15 protein-coding genes and 1 tRNA gene are annotated in these 20,575 nt (G+C 42.3%); 6 read left to right on the forward strand and 10 right to left on the reverse strand.

Features of this window, described 5'->3' with window-relative positions:
- Positions 1–42: 42 nt before the first annotated feature.
- The gene (gene tamL / locus BWI44_RS15390) at positions 43–2,346 is read left to right on the forward strand and encodes a translocation and assembly module lipoprotein TamL (protein ID WP_195209430.1); all 2,304 of its coding nucleotides are present in this window, start codon (positions 43–45) and stop codon (positions 2,344–2,346) included.
- Between the two features lie 72 nt (positions 2,347–2,418).
- Here tamL and BWI44_RS15395 read toward each other — a convergent pair whose 3' ends face one another.
- The 3 genes from BWI44_RS15395 to BWI44_RS15405 all read right to left on the reverse strand — a co-directional run bounded on the left by BWI44_RS15395 (position 2,419) and on the right by BWI44_RS15405 (position 4,888).
- Positions 2,419–2,973, reverse strand: coding sequence for a DUF3332 domain-containing protein (locus BWI44_RS15395; protein WP_007218478.1), 555 nt, complete (start codon positions 2,971–2,973; stop codon positions 2,419–2,421).
- A gap of 139 nt (positions 2,974–3,112) precedes the next feature.
- Entirely contained in the window at positions 3,113–3,547 is a 435-nt protein-coding gene (locus tag BWI44_RS15400) for a DoxX family protein (protein WP_117706396.1), read from the reverse strand.
- A 48-nt stretch (positions 3,548–3,595) separates the two neighbouring features.
- Entirely contained in the window at positions 3,596–4,888 is a 1,293-nt protein-coding gene (locus BWI44_RS15405; protein ID WP_195209429.1) for an NAD(P)/FAD-dependent oxidoreductase, read from the reverse strand.
- Positions 4,889–5,068: 180 nt separating this feature from the next.
- On the opposite strand from BWI44_RS15405, the gene BWI44_RS15410 reads away from it, so the two are divergent.
- Both BWI44_RS15410 and BWI44_RS15415 read left to right on the forward strand, forming a co-directional pair.
- Positions 5,069–6,256, forward strand: coding sequence for a BamA/TamA family outer membrane protein (locus tag BWI44_RS15410; protein ID WP_182424486.1), 1,188 nt, complete (start codon positions 5,069–5,071; stop codon positions 6,254–6,256).
- Positions 6,243–7,949, forward strand: a complete 1,707-nt coding sequence (locus BWI44_RS15415) for a phosphoethanolamine transferase family protein (RefSeq protein WP_195209428.1) — start codon at positions 6,243–6,245, stop codon at positions 7,947–7,949. The genes BWI44_RS15410 and BWI44_RS15415 overlap by 14 nt, the downstream gene beginning before the upstream one ends.
- 55 nt (positions 7,950–8,004) lie before the next feature.
- On the opposite strand, the gene BWI44_RS15420 is transcribed toward BWI44_RS15415, so the two are convergent.
- The 4 genes from BWI44_RS15420 to BWI44_RS15435 form a co-directional block, all read right to left on the reverse strand.
- The gene (locus tag BWI44_RS15420; protein WP_195209427.1) at positions 8,005–9,228 is read right to left on the reverse strand and encodes an MFS transporter; all 1,224 of its coding nucleotides are present in this window, start codon (positions 9,226–9,228) and stop codon (positions 8,005–8,007) included.
- A 69-nt stretch (positions 9,229–9,297) separates the two neighbouring features.
- Positions 9,298–9,366 (reverse strand) — tRNA-OTHER (locus BWI44_RS15425).
- A gap of 91 nt (positions 9,367–9,457) precedes the next feature.
- Complete coding sequence (locus BWI44_RS15430; RefSeq protein ID WP_118294723.1) at positions 9,458–10,261, reverse strand: MBL fold metallo-hydrolase; 804 nt, start codon at positions 10,259–10,261, stop codon at positions 9,458–9,460.
- 76 nt (positions 10,262–10,337) lie between these two features.
- Positions 10,338–11,726 (reverse strand): MFS transporter, encoded by a 1,389-nt coding sequence (locus tag BWI44_RS15435; RefSeq protein WP_118294724.1) that lies wholly within the window; start codon positions 11,724–11,726, stop codon positions 10,338–10,340.
- Between the two features lie 159 nt (positions 11,727–11,885).
- Here BWI44_RS15435 and BWI44_RS15440 point away from each other — a divergent pair, with 159 nt between their 5' ends.
- Complete coding sequence (locus tag BWI44_RS15440; protein ID WP_195209426.1) at positions 11,886–12,299, forward strand: BT0820 family HAD-type phosphatase; 414 nt, start codon at positions 11,886–11,888, stop codon at positions 12,297–12,299.
- Between the two features lie 90 nt (positions 12,300–12,389).
- Here the strand turns inward: BWI44_RS15440 and BWI44_RS15445 are convergent, their stop codons facing one another.
- The 3 genes from BWI44_RS15445 to uxaC all read right to left on the reverse strand — a co-directional run bounded on the left by BWI44_RS15445 (position 12,390) and on the right by uxaC (position 17,493).
- Positions 12,390–14,726 carry a GumC family protein gene (locus BWI44_RS15445; protein WP_195209425.1) on the reverse strand — a complete coding sequence of 779 codons (2,337 nt, stop codon included), beginning with the start codon at positions 14,724–14,726 and terminating at the stop codon, positions 12,390–12,392.
- A gap of 32 nt (positions 14,727–14,758) precedes the next feature.
- On the reverse strand, positions 14,759–15,463 hold the full coding sequence (locus tag BWI44_RS15450) for a polysaccharide biosynthesis/export family protein (protein ID WP_007662638.1): 705 nt from the start codon (positions 15,461–15,463) through the stop codon (positions 14,759–14,761).
- Between the two features lie 623 nt (positions 15,464–16,086).
- Positions 16,087–17,493 carry a glucuronate isomerase gene (gene uxaC, locus BWI44_RS15455; RefSeq protein ID WP_007662636.1) on the reverse strand — a complete coding sequence of 469 codons (1,407 nt, stop codon included), beginning with the start codon at positions 17,491–17,493 and terminating at the stop codon, positions 16,087–16,089.
- Positions 17,494–17,730: 237 nt separating this feature from the next.
- Here uxaC and BWI44_RS15460 point away from each other — a divergent pair, with 237 nt between their 5' ends.
- Both BWI44_RS15460 and BWI44_RS15465 read left to right on the forward strand, forming a co-directional pair.
- Positions 17,731–18,792 (forward strand): LacI family DNA-binding transcriptional regulator, encoded by a 1,062-nt coding sequence (locus tag BWI44_RS15460; RefSeq protein WP_195209424.1) that lies wholly within the window; start codon positions 17,731–17,733, stop codon positions 18,790–18,792.
- Positions 18,793–18,831: 39 nt separating this feature from the next.
- Entirely contained in the window at positions 18,832–20,271 is a 1,440-nt protein-coding gene (locus BWI44_RS15465) for a tagaturonate reductase (protein WP_195209423.1), read from the forward strand.
- Positions 20,272–20,575: the final 304 nt, after the last annotated feature.

Below are 20,575 nucleotides of genomic sequence, written 5' to 3' on the forward strand. Positions count from 1 at the left end.
TTTATATTTGTAGTCAATTATGCGCAATTTATTAATTCTGGTATGAAGAAAGGCTTCCACTACGCACTACTTACTGCTGCCATACTTACATTAGCTTCCTGCTCGACCACCAAATATGTGCCGGATGGTTCATACTTGCTGGATGAAGTGCGCATACATACTGATAATAAAAATGTGAAGCCTTCTAATTTGTCCATATATGTGCGGCAAAATCCGAACTCCAAATGGTTTAGTCTGATTAAAACCCAGTTGTATGTCTACAACTGGTCGGGACGTGATTCTACCCGCTGGGTGAACAGGGCTTTACGCAGGCTGGGAGATGCCCCCGTTATCTATAGTAAGGAAGAAACCGAACGTTCACGGGAGGAAATGACGAAAGCCGTTCAGAATATGGGGTATATGGGTGCTACCGTAGAGTACGTTCCCAAAATCAAGAAGAAAAAGGTAAAACTGGCTTATAAAGTGAACACCGGAGAGCCGTATATTGTCCGTAGCCTGAAATATGATGTTCAGGATAAAAAAATCTGGGAATATATGCAGAAAGATTCTGCATTGACCTATTTATCCGAAGGTATGTACTTCAATGCCAACATACTGGACAGTGAACGCCAACGGATCACGGGCAACCTGCTTCGCAACGGTTATTATAAATTCAACAAAGATTATATTTCTTATACGGCGGATACGGTACGTGGCACATATCAGGTGGATCTGACCTTGCATCTGGCACGATACAGACAGCATTCCGGTGCTGAATTGCAGGACCATCCACAGTATACGATTAATAAAGTGAATTTCATTGCGGACTATGACGTCCTGCAATCTTCAGCTCTCAGTAGTGTGGAAATCAATGATTCGATACACTATAAAGGGTTTCCCATATATTATAAGGATAAATTGTACCTGCGTCCTAAAGTATTGACTGATAATTTGCGGATAACTCCGGGAGATCTTTACAACGAACAGGATGTGCAGCGCACTTACTCTAACTTCGGACGTCTGCCGGTATTGAAATATACCAATGTACGTTTCTTCGAAACACAGGTAAGTGATAGCGCAAAGCTGAATGCCTATGTTATGCTGACGAAGAACAAACATCAGTCTGTATCTTTCGAACTGGAGGGAACGAACTCTGCGGGTGATTTGGGTGCCGCGGCATCTGTATCTTTTCAGAATCGCAATGTATTCAGAGGTTCCGAAACTTTCTTGGTTAAGCTTCGGGGAGCTTACGAAGCTGTTTCTGGTTTAGGGTATAAGAATGACAACTATACGGAACTTGGTGTAGAAACCAGTATAAACTTTCCCCGTTTCATGTTTCCGTTCATATCCAATGACTTCAAGCGGAGGATAAGGGCAACCACGGAATTCGGGCTGCAATATAATTATCAGATGCGTCCCGAGTTTACACGCATCGTTGCATCCGGTTCATGGAGTTATAAATGGGGCTTGCAGAGACAACGTTCGCAGCATCGTATAGACTTACTGGACATCAACTATTTGTATATGCCGTGGATAGAACCCGAGTTTAAAAACAATTTCCTAAACGATGAGAAGAACTATCTGCTGGAGTATAACTATAAAGACCGTTTGATTGTCCGTACCGGGTACAGCTATATCTATAACAGCGCAGGACAAGCATTGATGAACAATGCGGTGATTGGTAATTCTTATAGTGTACGTTTCAACTTTGAGTCTGCAGGAAATCTCCTGTATGTGCTTTCTAAAATGAGCAATTTAAAGAAAAACGATCAGGACGAATATACCATCTTGAATATTCCGTATGCACAATATATAAAGGGGGACTTGGACTTTGCCAAAAACATCGTCATTGATAACCGTAACTCCATTGCATTTCATATTGGAGGAGGTATTGCCATTCCTTACGGAAACGCACGGATGATTCCTTTCGAGAAACGTTATTTCTCGGGTGGAGCAAACAGTGTACGCGGATGGTCGGTACGTAGTCTCGGTCCTGGTACTTTCTCCGATGAAAAAGGTAACTTCATGAACCAGTCGGGTGACATCAAGCTGGATGCCAGTATTGAATACCGCACACGTTTATTCTGGAAGTTCAGAGGTGCTTTGTTTGTAGATGCGGGAAATATCTGGACGATTCGCGAATATCAGGATCAGCCGGGGGGTAAATTCAAGTTCGACCAGTTTTATAAGCAAATAGCCGTAGCTTACGGTGTGGGATTACGTCTAGATTTGGATTTCTTTGTACTTCGCTTTGATGGTGGTATGAAGGCTATTAACCCTGAAAAGGGAAAGGATCGTTATCCCATTCTGCGTTCTGACTTCGGACGTGACTTTGCTTTCCACTTTGCAGTAGGTTATCCATTCTAAAAAAACGGAGGGTATAAAAAGCAACGGGCGAATGATTACTCATCCGCCCGCATATTCAGATTCTTTTCTTAATTAGCGTGCAGCGTAATAAGTGTTGATCATCGTTGCCTGACGAGCAGCAGCTACGCCTTGTGCATCCAATGTCACATTCATTGCTTCACCATTCGGCAGATACATCTGTGCAGTACCGTCACCGTTCATTTGCAACAATTCAGTGCTAACACCTTCTGCAACAACATTCCAAGTGTTCAATTCTTTGTCGTAAACCAGCTCCATAGCAGTGGTCTCACCTTCTTTTGTGATAGAGTAACCGTTCTCCAATGTTTTTACGAGATAGTTTCCGTTTTCACCTTTCACTTTCTTCACATCACCCACGTTAGCCATCGGATTGGAACCGCTCCAAAATTCAATGGAGTTGATTACCAACGCATCTGCCAGATAGCAAACAGGATATACGGGGATAATGTTACAAGCCAGATAAACAAGCTCATTAACAAACTTTGTACCAATACTTTGGTTCCAATTCACCAATTTACTGTGCAGACCGAAAGAACCGATACAAGAACTGAAAAGAAACGCGCCACAAATCATCACAGTTGCAGCCAAATTCAAATTACTCTTTTTCATAATTACTTTCTTTTGTTTTACTGAGTTTATTGATTTAACTCTTTGCTCTTTTTCTCTGGGCAAATATAAGTGCTTTTTATGAAAAATACACTTAAATAAGAGACAAAAACAAATTTTCAGTTAAACAGCCCCCGCAAAATTAAACTTTTTGGGGAGTCAAAGCCTTACCCAGCCAGTGGTCTACGGCAAACTTTCCGGGACCGATAATATACATCAGCACGTATACCACCAGATATATGAAAGCCAGTTCTTTGACCGCAAACGGATCGCTTCCGTGAATGACAAAGAATGCCATCCCCATTGTAAATATCATCGGCAGCATTGCCAGACGGTAAAGGAAACCAATGATAAATGCCATGGAACAAGCCAATTCACCGAATATGGCTAATCCCAAGGAAAGAGGACTGCCCACACCCAGCGGATCAGGAAATACAGTGGATAACTCCTGATAATTAGACCACTTCTCGATGCCATGGTTCATTAATAACACACCGAATATAATTCTCACTATTAATAATATTGCAGATATTGCTGCTCCATCCGGTTTAGACGGGAATAAAAATTTGTAAAGCATAGTCGTCTGTTTTAAACATTTATATTTAATATAACGAAAAATAAGGCATTATGGTTTATCTCTTCGCAAAGGTCTAATAATAACCCTTAAAGAAGGATCGTATGTAAAGTAACTCCACATCCAGTCTACAAAGATAAACAGACGGTTCTTTACACCGACAATACTCATTAAGTGGATGAATAGCCATACTGCCCACGCGGGGAAACCACCGAAACGAAGTTTTTTCAGTTCCACAACTGCATGATTGCGTCCTATGGTAGCCATGGAACCTTTATTATGATAAACAAAGGGTTGCATCTCAAGTCCCCGTTCCTTTCTATCCAGATTCTGGATCAGATTACGCGCTTGCTGAATGGCTGGTTGAACTACTTGCGGATGTCCTTTTGGGTATTCCTTGGAAGTCATAAGCGCAGTATCACCGATAGCAAAAATATTAGTATAGCCCTGAACACAGTTGTAGAGGTTTACAAGGAGGCGATTACCGGGACCATAAGCCTCTTTTGCAAGTCCCTCTATACTGTTGGCGCGTACACCTGCAACCCAAAAGACATTTGTTGTTTCTAGGGTACTGTTGTCGCTCAGTGTCATCGTTCCATTCTCATAATTCGTTACCTGTACATTAGTTCTGATTTCCACATCACGTTTTAACAAGTAATTTGCCACTTCTTCTGAAGATTTTTCAGAGAAAGCAGAGAGTAGGCGGGGAGCACCATCCACAAGAATAATACGCATCAGGGTCATATCAAGATCGGGATAATCCTGCGGAAGTACAAATTTTTTCATTTCCGCCAATGCACCGGAAAGCTCTATACCTGTAGCACCGCCACCCACAATGACAAATGTCATGAGGTGTTTTCTCTTCTCCAGATTACTGGTATTCTGTGCCTTTTCAAAACTTTCCAGTATCTGGTTACGATTAAACAAAGCTTCTGCAGTATTCTTCAGGGCCATCGTCCGTTGAGACAGCCCATCGTTACCAAAATAGTTGGTACGGCATCCGGTAGAGACAACCAGATAATCGTATGAAAGAGCTCCAATAGAAGTCTCCAGAATATTATCTTCGGGAATTACCCGTTGCGCCTCACAAATACGTATATGGAAATGTTTTCTCTTTTTAAATATCTTGCGGTAAGGAAAAGAAATTGCACTCGGTTCAATACCGGCGGTTGCTACCTGATAGAGTAGGGGTTGGAAAATATGATGATTATTCTTGTCCAATAACACTATCTGGAATTTATCGCTTTTCAATTTGCGTGCCAACTTCAATCCACCGAAGCCACCACCCACAATCACAAGTCGTTTTCGTCCCTCTTTATCGGGGATATCCATTTTTGTTTTCATAATGAAGTTCGTTATTCGTTCTAAAAGGATAACGTTAAAACGGGAATAAAGTTCTGAAATTCTTATTTCTTCCCCCTTTTTTCTTAATGGAAGAAGTTTGAACAAAACACTTCACAAAATTGTTGTTATATGGTTAAAATAAAACTAAATTTGCCGACGTAGTTTTCTACAGGTATAATCATGGACGCTAAACTAACGAAATGGGTACTACCGGTGCTGTTATTACTAATAGCCACCGATATATGGGCACAAGGCCCCACAGGAGCAGATGTTTCAGTCGAATCTTCTGTATCCGTAACTGACACTTTACCACAAAAGAAAAGTTTTTTCAAGAAATTCCTGGACTATTTTAATGATGCCAACAAAGAGAAAAAAAACAAGAAGTTTGACTTCAGCGTTATCGGAGGACCCCATTATTCCAGTGACACCAAGTTCGGCATCGGTCTGGTAGCCGCCGGATTATATCGTACAGACCTGAATGATACCATCCTTCCGCCATCTAATGTATCTTTATACGGTGATATATCTACGGTAGGTTTCTATTTGTTGGGGGTACGTGGAAATCATCTCTTTCCACAAGACAGATACCGTCTGAATTACAATCTTTATTTCTATTCGTTTCCCAGCTTGTATTGGGGAAAAGGATATGAAAACGGTTCTAATGACGATAATGAAAGTGATTATGAGCGCTTCCAGGCACAAGTAAAGGTAGACTTCATGACTCGTGTAGCGCGGAACTTCTATATCGGTCCGATGGCTGTCTTTGATTATGTCTACGGCCACGATTTTGAAAAGCCCGAACTGTGGGAAGGAATGAAAGCACGGACTGCCAATATAAGCCTCGGATTCTCATTACTCTATGATTCACGGGATTTCCTCACAAATGCCTATAGTGGCTATTACCTGAGAATAGACCAACGATTCAGTCCCGCATTCCTCGGTAATAAATATGCTTTCAGCAGCACAGAACTGACTACCAGCTATTATCATCCTGTATGGAAAGGGGGAATATTGGCAGGACAATTCCATGCGTTACTGAATTACGGTGATCCACCTTGGGGATTGATGGCAACATTGGGAAGTTCTTATTCCATGCGTGGTTATTACGAAGGGCGTTACCGTGATAAATGTGCCATGGATGCGCAGATAGAGCTTCGTCAGCACGTCTGGAAACGAAATGGCATGGCTATATGGGCAGGAGCGGGAACCGTGTTTCCAAAATTCTCCGGCTTCGAAGTTAAACATATCCTCCCTAATTATGGTTTTGGTTATCGGTGGGAGTTCAAAAAGAGAGTAAACGTAAGGTTAGATTTAGGGTTTGGAAAAGGCCAGACCGGATTTATATTCAACATCAATGAAGCTTTTTAAAAACATAAAGAAGTGGTTGGAAAATCAGGCGCATTTGTTCTATCTGTTTCTGTTGATCCTGATAGTACCCAATATCATCCTCTGTTTTACAGAGCCGATGCCTGTGGTGGCAAAAGTGTGTAATGTACTGTTGCCATTTGCTTTCTATTATCTATTGATGACTTTGTCAAGGGACTGTGGAAAGATGTTCTGGATCCTTTTCCTATTCATCTTCTTCGGAGCTTTCCAGATAGTACTGCTTTATCTCTTCGGACAGTCCATTATTGCTGTGGATATGTTCCTGAACCTGGTAACCACTAATTCAAGTGAAGCCATGGAGTTGCTGGATAATCTTGTTCCGGCATTAGTGAGTGTGATTATCCTTTATATACCAGCATTGATTCTGGCTGCAATCTCCATTATAAAGAAGCGGAAATTATCTTTGGAATTTATCCGTCGGGAACGGGACAAGGCATGGATTGCCTTACTCATCGGCTTTATCTCATTGGGTGCCGCTTATGGACTGGATAAACGTTACGAGCTGAAATCGGATTTGTATCCTGCCAACGTGTGTTATAATGTAGCACTCGCATTCCAGCGTAATGCCCAAACAAGGACGTATCACCGCACATCAGAGAACTTTACTTTTAACGCCCAGCCTTCCCATCCGGAAGACAGGCGCGAAATTTATATTATGGTAGTGGGCGAGACATCCCGCGCCCTGAACTGGAGTCTTTACGACTATGATCGGGATACGAACCCTGAACTTTCTAAAATAGAAGGAGTGACTTCTTTCTGCCATGTTCTGACGGAATCGAATACTACGCACAAGAGTGTACCCATGCTGCTTTCTCCCGTTTCTGCACAGAATTTCGATTCCATTTATTATCGGAAAAGCGTCATTACCGCTTTCAAAGAAGCCGGTTTCCAGACAGCCTTCTTCTCAAACCAGCGGTATAATCATTCTTTCATCGACTTCTTCGGAATGGAAGCGGATACTTATGATTTTATCAAAGAAGATTCGCAGGATTCCCAATACAATCCTTCGGATGACGAACTGTTAATGTTGGTAGAAAAAGAACTTGAGAAAGGAAATCGGAAACAGTTCATTGTATTGCATACCTATGGATCCCACTTCAATTACCGGGAACGTTATCCGGAAACTGCTGCTTTCTTCTTACCGGATTTCCCCGTAGATGCAGAAGTGAAATACAAAGATAACCTGATGAATGCCTACGACAATTCCATTCGGTATACGGATAATTTCCTGGCACGTATCATCCACTTATTGAAGCAGCAGCAAGTAGATGCCAGTATGCTTTACACGTCCGACCATGGGGAAGATATCTTCGACGATGGCCGACACTTGTTTCTCCATGCATCCCCCGTTCCGTCCTACTATCAGCTACACGTACCTCTCCTGCTGTGGACATCCGACAGTTATAGGGAAGAGTATCCCGGGATAGAGAAAGCTGCTTCGATGAACCGACAGAAAAATATATCTTCCAGCATTTCTTTCTTCCAGACCATGATGGAATTGGCCGGAATAGAAACTCCGTACCGCAATGACAGTCTATCTGTCACCAGCCCTCTCTATACAGAGAAATCGAGGGTTTATCTGAACGATCATAATGAACCGCGTCCACTGGATGATATAGGAATGAGAAAAGAAGACTTTGAGATGCTGAAAAAAAGAGGTATAGACGCGCAATAATACTATAAATGAAATGCCCCCAAAAGTTTTATATCTAACTTTTGGGGCATTTCATTTACTTTTTCTTCCTGATTTCCTCTTTCTCCAGATTTCTAACAGAAGGAATACACATCATCAGAATTGCAGTCAGCACAATGGCAAAACCACAGTATATAAATATGTTGCCTATTCCCAAAGAGTCGGCTACAAAGCTTGTGACAAGCAAACCGATGATAGAAGGGAACAAACTTATACTGTCGAAAAGCGAGAATACACGTCCCAGATAAATCGGTTTGAACTGCGTCTGCAATAGAGCGGTAAAGGGACCGGATAAAAATGGCACGATAAGCCCTTGTACCACTGTCAGTATGGCAAAAAAGACATACCCATTGCCGGGCAACATACCACATATAGCCAATGCCAGACCAAGTACCGCATAAGAGAACGCAATCATCAGTATCTTCCTAATCTTAGGATTCCAAATCCCCAATAAAGCCCCTCCAGCCAACATACCCGCCCCGAAAAGTGTTTCTATCAAACTAATCTGATAAGCTGTTCCGGAGAAAGTATGCAAAGTCATCAGCGGCATCAGGGCGACTATCGGCAACACAAAGAAAGTAATCAGGATTTCTGTAACCATCACCCAACTAACTCCTCGGTTGCGCATAATCACATGGAAACCGTCGCGCATATCGTTCAATACACTCTTAGCTGAGATATTTTCCTTCTTTGGATTCGGAATGTAAACAAACAGTAGGGAAGTGCAGGCAATGATTGCGCCTGCCACATCCAATAACATGACTACACTCATATCGAATGCCAGAAGCAGAACCGCTCCCAACGCAGGGCCACCGATATTGCAAATAGACTGGATAGCCTGGTTAATTCCCGCAATACGGGTCAGTTCCTTTTCCGGAGCCAGCAATGGAATAGATGATTTCATTGCCGGTGAATGGAACGAACCACCAATGGAACGAAGCGCCAATAATATATAGATGTGCCACAATTCCACTACATCCAAGTAAAATAACAAAGCGATGACACCGGAACAGAGTGCAACGAAACTATCTGCACCTATCACAGTCCATTTCCGGTTCCAGCGATCCACATATACGCCTGCAAATGCCCCTAACAAGGCTTGCGGCAACAAGGCGGCGATCATGGCAAAGGACAAAACTTCCGCAGAACCCGTTTTGAGACTAATCCATAAGACGATAGAGAACTGAGCGATGGAACTACTTAATATAGAAAATAGTTGCCCGCTCCATATTATGATAAATTTTTTCTTCCAATTATTCATGATGAGAGTGAAACAAGGTGAGATTAAAAAAGGTTCTGAAACTCAATTGTTTTCAGAACCTTATCTTCGTACACCCTCAGGGATTCGAACCCTGGACCCACTGATTAAGAGTCAGNNTACCAACTGAGCTAAGAGTGCATCGTATTTCTTATTTGCGGGTGCAAAAGTAGTCCTTTTATTTTATTCATCCAAGCAAAATAAAATCTTTTTTCGATGAATGCGGCTTTTTTTAATCAAACTCGTACAGATCGGAGGGAGTGCTACGCTTTAAAGCACAGAGTTGCACATCCTTACCTACCAATATACCTTTACTCTTTAATTTCCATTCCACCGTCTTGTAAGCAAGTTCCGGATGATTATTGTCTTTGCTCAAGTGGCAAAGCCAGATATATTTCAGGTTTTCCGTGATATTTTCCGCCAGAAACTCGGCTGTTGCAATATTGCTCATGTGTCCCGTACGGCTGGTGATGCGCTCCTTTAAATATTGCGGATATGTACCCATACGCAGCATCTCATCATCATAGTTAGCTTCCAGTATCAGGTAATTCGCTTTACGGATAAACTTGGCAGCAGTAGGGGTGATTTCACCAAGGTCGGTAAGGAACGAGAATACTTTTCCATCGATTTCAATGCAATAACCCACATTGTCCGTACCGTCGTGGGGAACTTCGAAAGACTCAATGTGAAAATCTTCCAGTACCATCGGTTCTTCTTTCTCCAGATAATGGACGGAAGAGTGGAGCTTCTCCGTCATGCAATAACTTTTATTGATTCCTTCGTGGATACGTGCAGTTGTGTAGACAGGGATGTGCAGTTTCTCACCCAGTCCGCCTACAGCTTTGATATGGTCTGCGTGGTCGTGTGTAACGAATACCGCGCGTATCGTCTCCATGCCGACACCCACCTCCTTCAATGATTTCTTAATAGTACGTACCGCTATACCAGCGTCAATAAGTATTCCGTATTTTTCAGTGCCTATATAATAGCAGTTGCCACTACTTCCGCTCGCAAGGCTTATAAATTTTACTTTCATTATGTTCTCCTCAATTTAGAAAAAGCCGCCACTTTTATGGCAAAGTGACGGCAAATATACATAAAAAATGAGATATTCAGACCTTGGCTTTCTTCTTTTTGTCGATGGATTGGGTGATTTTGGCAAATACTAACAGTGTCAGTGCAGATATCAGGCCGATAGCGGCGAAATAGTACCAGATATAATGCGCATTTGCGCTGGCAGCCTCCCATGCTTCACGAGTCTCAAAGAGGACAGGATCGGGACAGTATTTTGTCAACAATACTCCGGCGATACCAAAACCGAAGATGGAAGAGAGGAAGGAATGAAGATGGCTAAATCCGAGATACATACCTTCTTCACCCTTAGGCGCTTGCAGGGAGAAGTACTCCAGATAACGCGGTGAAATAAAACATTCTGCCAAAGCCTGTATCACGATACCCGCTATCATCATTAATGTGATATTGCTCATTCCGCTTATCACGTCATTTCCAAGCAGGTTACCGCATGCCATCAGCAGAGCCGAAAATGGGATAAGGAACATACCGATATTCATGGAAGTAATGGCCGAACGTTTCGCCATCAAACGCGTCACGAAACTAACGCAGCAAACCACCACAAACGGGTTTACATTGGCTATCCAACCCGGCTTAGCAGTTTCGCCCGCCATACGGATTACATATTTAGGCATTGTAGCGTATAACTGTTGCTGCACCATCCAGAATCCCGTTATAATCAGGATAAGAATCAGCAGACGCCAGTTCGTAATGATGCGCAGGAAGCCCTGACCGATTTCACGCATACTTTTTCCTTCGCCTGCCGTATGGGTAGATTTATAGAGCAGAACAACGGAAAGCAATGCCAATATGGTCATCGTAGCAGAGAAATAGTTGATATAGATATACGCCTGATCTCCAATAACATTCCGCAACGGGTCAATCACTGTTTTTCCGGTAAATGCACCAATATTCACCATCATATAAAAGATGGAATAACCGCGTGCGCGGTTTACCTCCGTAGTTTCTTTTGCCACCGAAGCCGAAATGATAGATTTGATAAACGATCCGCCCACCATGATAACAAACAGTACAGGAACGATCATCCAGCGACTATCGCTATCCGGCAGTCCGGTGAAACGGGCTGCTTTGCCATATTCCACTAGTCCGGCAGCTTCCAGCAGGGTAGGGAGAATTCCTAAACCCAGATATCCGACAGACAGCAGCGAAAAAGCAACAATCATGGATTTCCGGAAACCTATTTTATCGGCATAGGCACCCGTGAAGATAGGCAAAAGATAAAGACCACCGGAAAATAAACCGGAAATCATACTCGCTTCAAAGTCGTTGAAGCCTAAAATAGAAGAAAGATAAATGGTGAGAACGATAAAAACGGCATAATACGCCATACGTTCGAACAGTTCGACCGTGTTGCTTACCCAAAAGGCTTTAGTGAACCCTTTAGATACATTTTTGGGTGATTGAGTCATCCTAATATTATGTTGTTAGTGAAAAATTAAACGCAAAAGTACATTTTTATGAAATTATATGCAAATATCTTTTATATTTGCATATTGTAAAAGGGAGAGAACGCTTTGTTTTCTCAATAAGATTCGTATCTTTGTTCTGTAATTATTCAGCATAAAACTATGACAATAGCAGTTGATTTTGACGGAACTATAGTAGAACATCGCTATCCCCGTATCGGTAAAGAAATCCCTTTTGCAACGGACGCCTTAAAGCTGTTGCAGCAAGATCAGCACAGGCTCATCTTATGGAGTGTGCGCGAAGGTGAGCTTCTGGAAGAAGCCGTTGCCTGGTGCAAAGAAAGAGGAGTGGAATTCTATGCTGTCAATCGTGATTATCCCGAAGAAAAGCAGCAGGACTGTGGATTTTCCCGTAAACTGAAAGTAGACCTTTTCATTGACGACCGCAATCTGGGCGGATTGCCCGATTGGGGACTTATCTATCAGATGATTAAAGAACATAAAACGTTCCGGGATATCTATACGCAAGGTAATATTCCTGCGGAACAGGACAAAAAGAAGAAGTGGTGGTTTTAGAAAATACCGTCCGGACTTTACCTAACCTATGAAAGTCCGGAACAGTATCTTCATTGAGAAAAAAAAGTGAGATGAAAAAATGAGTGTATATTACTTATGCTTTTTATGAGTATCTCTGTAACCATAACTATCTCCGTAGCCATATCCGTAACCATATTTCTTTTCCGCCAGATTACCAGCATTCACTACCAAAGATATTTGGTTCAGTTGCCCTGACCGCTGTATCTCTACAATTTCAGACAACACATTCTTGTGCGTATAATTCATGCGGCACACATAGAGTGTGAAATCAGTCACCTTGCTTAGGCTCAGTGTATCACTAACCAATCTTACCGGAGCCGAATCCACAATGATATAATCAAACTGTTCACGAAAATACGCGAATGCTTCTTTCAATCGGGCTCTCTCCAACAGTTCTGCCGGATTAGGAGGGATAGGTCCGGCAGGCGCAACGAATAATTGTTCGTGTACCCCTGATGGGAAGATTATATCTTCCAGCTTTATCTCATTGTCCGAAAGGTAACTGGTCATACCTACATGACTCTTTATTCCGAAGTACTCCGCCAGTCTGGGACGACGGATATCCAGACCTACTACCAGTACCCGGCATCCCAGAAAAGCAAAGGTCAGAGCCAGATTGATGCTGATGAAACTTTTTCCTTCTCCGCTGATAGTGGAGGTCATCAGGATACACTTTTTATCGCCATCTTCGGTTAGAAAGCGCAGATGGCTTCTCATGCGGCGAAAAGATTCTTCCATGATACCGTTTTGTCCTTCTTCAATGCGATCACCTTCTTTGGTATAAGGAATAATCCCCATCACAGGGATTTGTGTACTCTCAACTTCTGCTACCGACCTAATTTTAGTACGGAAAATTCCTCCGAACAAAATAACTCCTGCCGTCATAACACATGCCAGAAACAGACTTCCGGCATAGATCATCATACTTCGCGGAGCTATCGATCTGTCAGCAGATAGGGGAGCATCAATCACTCTTGCTTTGTTCATTGTGGCTGCCAAAGAAATAGTTGCCTGTTCACGCCGTTCAAGTAACATCAGATATAGGTTTGCCTTAATTTGCTGTTGACGGTCTATGTTATTGAACTCCCTTTCCTGCTTCGGCATATTTCCGATACGGGAGTTGAAATAATCGGTTTTACGTAGGATGTCAGTGCGCGCGATGCCGAGTCCGTCTTTTACACCGACCACAGAACTCACCACATTTCTTCTCAGCGCATCAATGCGAATATCCTGATTAACAACCGTCGGATTATCTGCCTTCATGGTGTTCATCAGCCGCTCACGTTCCAGCAGTTCCTTGTTATATTCGTTAATCAGTTGCATCAGCTCCGTATCGGCGATACCCGTATTCACCGGTAGTAGAGAGAAACGGTGTTTATCATCCAATAGATAATTATAAATATAGTTAGTCATATTTAGTTGCATCTCCACATCCAGCAACTTCTTTTCGTACTCATTGTTTGTATTCAGATCCAGAGTCATGTTGGTTTTCAAATCGCTCAGACGTTCTTTTTGTTTGTATTGCTCCAGATGCTTTTCTACAAATCCCAATTCGTTGCTGATACTGTCCAAACGTTCTTCCAAAAAGATGAGTGTATTTCCTGTCACCTTATTCTTATCATCCATTGCATCCCGGTTATAGACTTCGATCAACTTGGCAAGAAAGGATTCCGCACGATCCTTATCCGTATCCTTGAAGGTCAGACTGATGATGGAAGTTTTCTTCGAAGTAGTAGTGACCACCAGCTGACCGGAATAATCGTTCACGGCATCGATAGGGCGGGAAATGCTTATCTTTATGGCTTCGGAAAACTGATGTCCGGGCAGTAATCTTAAAGTACATCGTCCGGCAGGAGTTTCTACAAAAGCAGGGAAACCTGTGAAAATCTCCGTTACACATATATCGTCCAAGGCACTGCTCACGGTATAGCGTTCACCTGCCTTCTCCACTTGTATCAGCAACGTTCCGCTCAATGTATCCATGGATGCTTTATCCATAGAAGCAATGATGGGCGGCATAGTGGTTTCATTATAGAAAAGTCCATCTTTCACCTTGTACTTTGTATGCAGATTCAGCTCATTAATCACTTGTAGCAGGATAGAGCGTGAACGCAATATCTCCATTTCATCTTCAATCTGTGTATTTGCAGAGGTGAGGGAAGAAGGAGCGACTTTCTGAAACAACTCGTCGATGGCCTTATTGCTTCCTTCCGAATCCTTGATGACAACAGAAGCCGTTGCCTGATAGACGGGAGTGGTTACATGTACATAAATGTATGCGCCGGTAAGTGCTACCACAGCAGCTAGCAGAAACCACCGCCAGTGCGCCAACAGTTTGTAGAAAAGTTCAATCAGGTCTATTTCTTGTTCCTGCATTTGATTACTGTCCATATGATTGGTGTTCATATATAGATTGTATTAGTAGTGATTTATACTTTTTATCGTAAAATGTTAACCATTAACCCCGCCAGGGATATGAGAATAGAGGTTATGGAGATCAGAAGATTGGTGGAAGAACCAATGTTGGCACTCTGTTTCTTTGCCTTGTTCGGCTCCACGTAAACGATGTCATTCTGCCGTAGATAAAAGTCGGGGGAATAAATAATGTTTTCATCATTCAGGTTGATGGTGACAAGATTTTGTTTGCCGTCTACAGTGCGGATAATGCGTACATTATCACGCTTCCCGTATATGGTCAGATCACCCGCCATTGCTACAGCTTCAAAAACATTCACCTGTTCGTTATTTACGGTATAGACTCCCGGGCGGCTTACTTCTCCAATTACGGAAATCTTATAGTTTACCAACCGGACAGTCACGATGGGACGCTCTTTCAAGTAACGTTCCAGTTTCCCCACAATCAGTTCAGAGGTTTCCTGAGTAGTCATTCCGCCTACTTTCAAAGTGCCGAGCACAGGAAAAACTATTTCCCCCTGATTATTCACCAGATAGTTTTGCAGGGTAGGTTGTGAAACTAAATTAGTGGAATTAATTCCGGTTTGTGAAGCAGGTACCACTAAATTGAAAGGCAAGGCGGCTTCCGGTTCAGAACAACTGACGGAGATGGTAAGCAAATCTTTAGGCATAATGTGGGCATCATATTCTATAAGAGTGTCCCGGAATTCCTCATTCAGCTTTTGCAAATAGGATACTTGCCTGCTTGATGAACAGGAAGAACAGAGCAGGCACAGAAAAGTTGCTGCACATAAGGCAGATATAGTATTTCTCATCATGTATATCCGGTGTCGAAAGTCCCATACGACACCTATAAATAAAATGAAAGCGTGGGAACTGTTGCCATTATCTGTCAAAGAGGTATCGCCAAACACCCAAGACACAGATAATGAGGCAACAGCCCACGCCCTACTATACATTTAGATATACAGCGAGCATGAGCGTTTTGTTGCCTATTATTCTCGTGTCTTTTTGAAATTGGCGATTTCCTTTGACAAGAATAATATGGTAAACGCTTCTAACTATTTAATATGTAACGCCTTAGGAGTATATCAGAATAACCCTAAAGATGTCGCAAAGTTAATGAATAATTTATAAAAGCCAATAACATCGGAAAAAATTCTCTCTCGTATATATAATATCTCATGTAAGTCTAAAGGATATATCAGTTATTATTAAAAGATAATGCTACTTACACCCGGGTGTAAGCAACACTATTCTTTAAAGAAGCGATGGCTGCGTATAAAAGAAAAGGAGCGCATCAATATAACTTTGATGCACTCCTTGCTATGGGTAAAAAGTAATTCTTCTTTTAGAACTTGAAGAAATTCTTTGCGTTATAGTAGCTGATATCTTCAATCATCTGGTTCACGCGGTCCATTTCAGAAGCCGGAATTTCACCATTTTCAATATCACGGCCAACAAGATTACACAATGTACGGCGGAAATATTCATGACGCGGATAGGAGAGGAATGAACGAGAGTCCGTCAACATACCTACGAAACGGCTCAACAGACCCAGTACGGAAAGAGCATTCATCTGTTTCTCCATACCGTCTTTCTGATCGAGGAACCACCAGCCGGAACCAAACTGTATCTTACCCGGAATCGTGCCATCCTGGAAGTTGCCCAACATAGTGGCAATAACTTCATTAGCGCACGGATTGAGGTTATAAAGAATAGTCTTCGTCAACTTGCCTTTGGAATTCAAGCGGTCGAGGAATTTAGACATTGCCTTAGCAGTAGTAAATTCACCGATAGAATCAAAACCGGTATCAGCACCAAGCAACTTGAACATCTTACTGTTATTGTTACGGATAGCGCCATAGTGGAATTGTTGTGTCCAGCCTTTTTCCCAGTCCATTTCACCGAAGATAACCAGCATAGCTGATTTGAATTTCAGGATTTCTTCCTTAGCCAGTTCCGTTCCACCATATACCTTATTAAATATAGCTTTGATTTCAGCATCTGTATAGTCTTCTGCATAGAATTCTTCAATACCATGGTCGGACAATTTACAACCTTGTTCAGCGAAGAAGTCATGACGCTTGCGCAAGGCAGCTATCATATCATCGAAATTAGAGATAGCAACACCGCTTACTTCAGCCAGTTTCTCAACGTATGCACGGAAGTCAGCAGGAACTTCTACAGCCATTGCCTTGTCAGGACGCCATGTCGGCAACATCTTGATTTCAAAACCACTTTCGCGTGTTTGAATATGATATTCCAGAGAATCAATAGGATCATCCGTAGTACAAACAGCTTCCACATGATAACGGCGCATCATGCCACGAGCAGAGTATTCCGGTTGAGCCAGCTTCTCATTACACTCGTCATAAATCTCACGGGCAGTCTTCGGGCTCAGGATCTTATCGATACCGAACGCTGTCTTCAACTCCAGGTGTGTCCAGTGATACAAAGGATTACGGAAAGTATAAGGAACGGTTTCAGCCCACTTTTCAAATTTTTCCCAGTCGGAAGTATCCTTACCTGTGCAGAAACGTTCGTCTACACCATTGGTACGCATAGCACGCCATTTATAATGGTCGCCGCCCAACCAGATTTCAGTCAATGACTTAAACTGATAGTCGTCTGCTACCATTTTAGGGATTAAGTGACAGTGATAATCGATAATCGGCATCTTGGCCGCATGTTCATGATACAACTTCTGTGCGGTTTCTGTCTGCAACAAGAAGTTTTCATCCATAAATTTTTTCATTCTACTGTGTTTTTAGTATATAAAAATATTACTTTCTCTTTTCTATACCTATATAGTATTGATTGTAAAGCTAATAGGCAAGATATTGGTTTTTGCTTTTATTAACCGTTATCGAACACAAAAGTAGAAAATTTACTTGGAGAAACAAAATAATTCGTATCTTTGCCGCAAATATTTATAATATTTAAGTTTTAGACATTGAACCTTTAGTGCCTTAAAACGAATGAGACAAAGAATATGGAAAACAAGAACTACACCATTAAAGACATTGCCCGCATGGCGGGTGTTTCTGCCGGAACTGTGGACCGCGTGTTGCACAATCGGGGAGATGTTTCTGTTGCCAGCAGGGAGAAGGTTCAAAAAGTGCTTGATGAGATAGACTATCATCCTAATATGTTTGCCATTGGTCTGGCAGCCAAGAAGCGCTACCGTGTTCTGTGTATTATACCTTATTATGTGGAACATGACTATTGGCATTCCGTTGCAGAAGGTATCAACCGTGCCGCACAAGAGTTGCGTCCTTTTAATGTAAGCGTGGACTTTTTGTGCTACCATCATGCCGACCGGCTTTCTTATGAAAAAGCCTGCGCGAAGCTCCGCAAAGAAATAGTGGATGCCGTATTGATCGCCCCCAATTTCCGTGAAGAGACAATATCGCTGACATCTTATCTGGAAGGGAAAAAGATACCTTACGCATTTGTCGACTTTAATATAGAAGACACCCATGCACTCTGCTACATCGGCCAGGACTCCCAAACAAGCGGGTATATGGCTGCTAAAATCCTGATGCGCAAGTACAAGGAAGGACAGGAACTGATACTATTTCTTAATAATAAAAAGAATAGTCCGGCAGAAATACAGATGCAACGACGCATGGACGGTTTCATGAATTTTATTGCACAGGAACATGAGAATCTGGTGGTTCACGATGTAGTACTGAATAAAGAAGATGATGAAGCCAACCGCCGGACATTGGAAGATTTCTTTGCCGCACATTCCAAGGCAGTATTAGGAGCCGTTTTTAACTCACGTGTCTACCAGGTGGCAGGATATCTACAGGAAACAGGACACCATTTGGAAGGATTGGTTGGATATGACCTTCTGCCCAAAAACGTGGAATACCTGAAATCCGGTGAAGTAAATTATCTCATTGGACAACGCCCGGGACTGCAAGGATACTGCGGTGTAAAAGCTCTGTGCGACCATGTCGTATTCAAACGTCCGGTGACCGGTGTAAAGTATATGCCTATCGACATCCTGATGAAAGAAAACATCAATTTCTATTTTGAATTTGAATAAACATCATAATATCAATCATTTAAAAAACGTTTTTTAAGCATGAAAGCATTAAACAAACAGACCGCTTCCAAGGCTCAGCGCCCGGAACGTATCATTCAATTCGGTGAAGGAAACTTCTTACGTGCATTTATCGACTGGATCATTTATAACATGAACGAAAAGGCTGATTTCAATAGCAGTGTTGTAGTAGTTCAACCTATCGAGAAAGGTATGGTAGACATGCTGAATGCACAGGATGATCTTTATCACGTAAACCTGCAAGGATTGGATAAAGGAGAAACTGTCAATAGCCTGACAATGATCGACGTTATCAGCCGTGCACTGAATCCTTACACTCAGAACGATGAATTCATGAAGTTGGCTGAGCAACCGGAAATGCGTTTTGTAATCTCCAACACAACGGAAGCCGGTATCGCTTTCGATCCCTCCTGCAAACTGGCTGACGCTCCGGCTTCTTCTTATCCGGGCAAACTGACCCAACTACTGTATCATCGTTTCAAGACATTCAACGGTGATAAGGGCAAAGGTCTGATTATCTTTCCTTGCGAACTTATCTTCCTGAACGGTCACAAGCTGAAAGAAACCATCTACCAATATATCGAATTATGGCAATTGGGTGATGAATTCAAGACTTGGTTTGAAGAAGCATGTGGTGTATACGCTACGCTTGTTGACCGTATTGTTCCGGGATTCCCGCGCAAGGATATTGCAGCAATTAAGGAAAAATTACAGTATGATGATAATTTGGTGGTACAGGCTGAAATTTTCCACCTTTGGGTCATCGAAGCTCCACAGGAGATTGCCAAAGAATTCCCTGCTGACAAGGCTGGTCTGAATGTATTATTCGTTCCTTCTGAAGCACCGTATCACGAAAGAAAAGTAACGTTGCTGAATGGCCCTCACACTGTTCTTTCTCCGGTAGCTTACTTGTCGGGCGTAAACATTGTGCGTGATGCTTGTCAACATCCGGTTATTGGTCAGTACATCAATAAGGTAATGTTCGATGAGTTGATGGAAACATTGAACTTGCCGAAAGATGAGTTGAAGAAGTTTGCGGAAGATGTATTGGAGCGTTTCAACAATCCGTTTGTTGACCATGCCGTTACCAGCATTATGCTGAACTCTTTCCCGAAATATGAAACTCGTGACCTGCCTGGTTTGAAGACTTATCTGCAACGCAAAGGTGAATTGCCTAAGGGGCTGGTTCTCGGTTTGGCCGCTATCATCACATATTATAAAGGTGGTGTTCGTGAAGACGGTGCTGAGATCACCCCGAACGATGCTCCGGAAATCATGCAATTGCTGAAAGACCTGTGGGCAACAGATGATACTCAGAAAGTAGCCGAAGGCGTACTTGCTGCAACTTCTATCTGGGGCGAAGATTTGAATAACATCCCGGGACTTACCGCTGCTGTAAAAGCTAATCTGGATTCTATTCAGGAAAAAGGAATGTTGGAAACAGTAAAGGGAATTCTTTAATTAATCTACAAGTATCACAAAGGAGATAGGGCGGGGCGGAGGCTTCGCCCTATTTTTTTATGTTAAAGAACAGAACTGTGCATTTCATACTCAAATAAATTCTCTTTGTCACTTCTTTTGGGTATATTTAGAGCGTTAACTATTAAAAATCAAATGACTATGGGAAAGACATTACGTACTGTTCTCGTGGGGTTCTTATTCCCTTTATGTGTTTATAGTCAAACCTTGAACACATCTTATAATCTCCCTCGCTCAGGAGACAAACTAATGAAATGTCAGATAACCACTATTCAACCCAATAAAG

The sequence above is a fragment of the Bacteroides sp. Phil13 genome (assembly GCF_001940965.1).
Taxonomy (GTDB): Bacteria; Bacteroidota; Bacteroidia; order Bacteroidales; family Bacteroidaceae; genus Bacteroides; species Bacteroides intestinalis.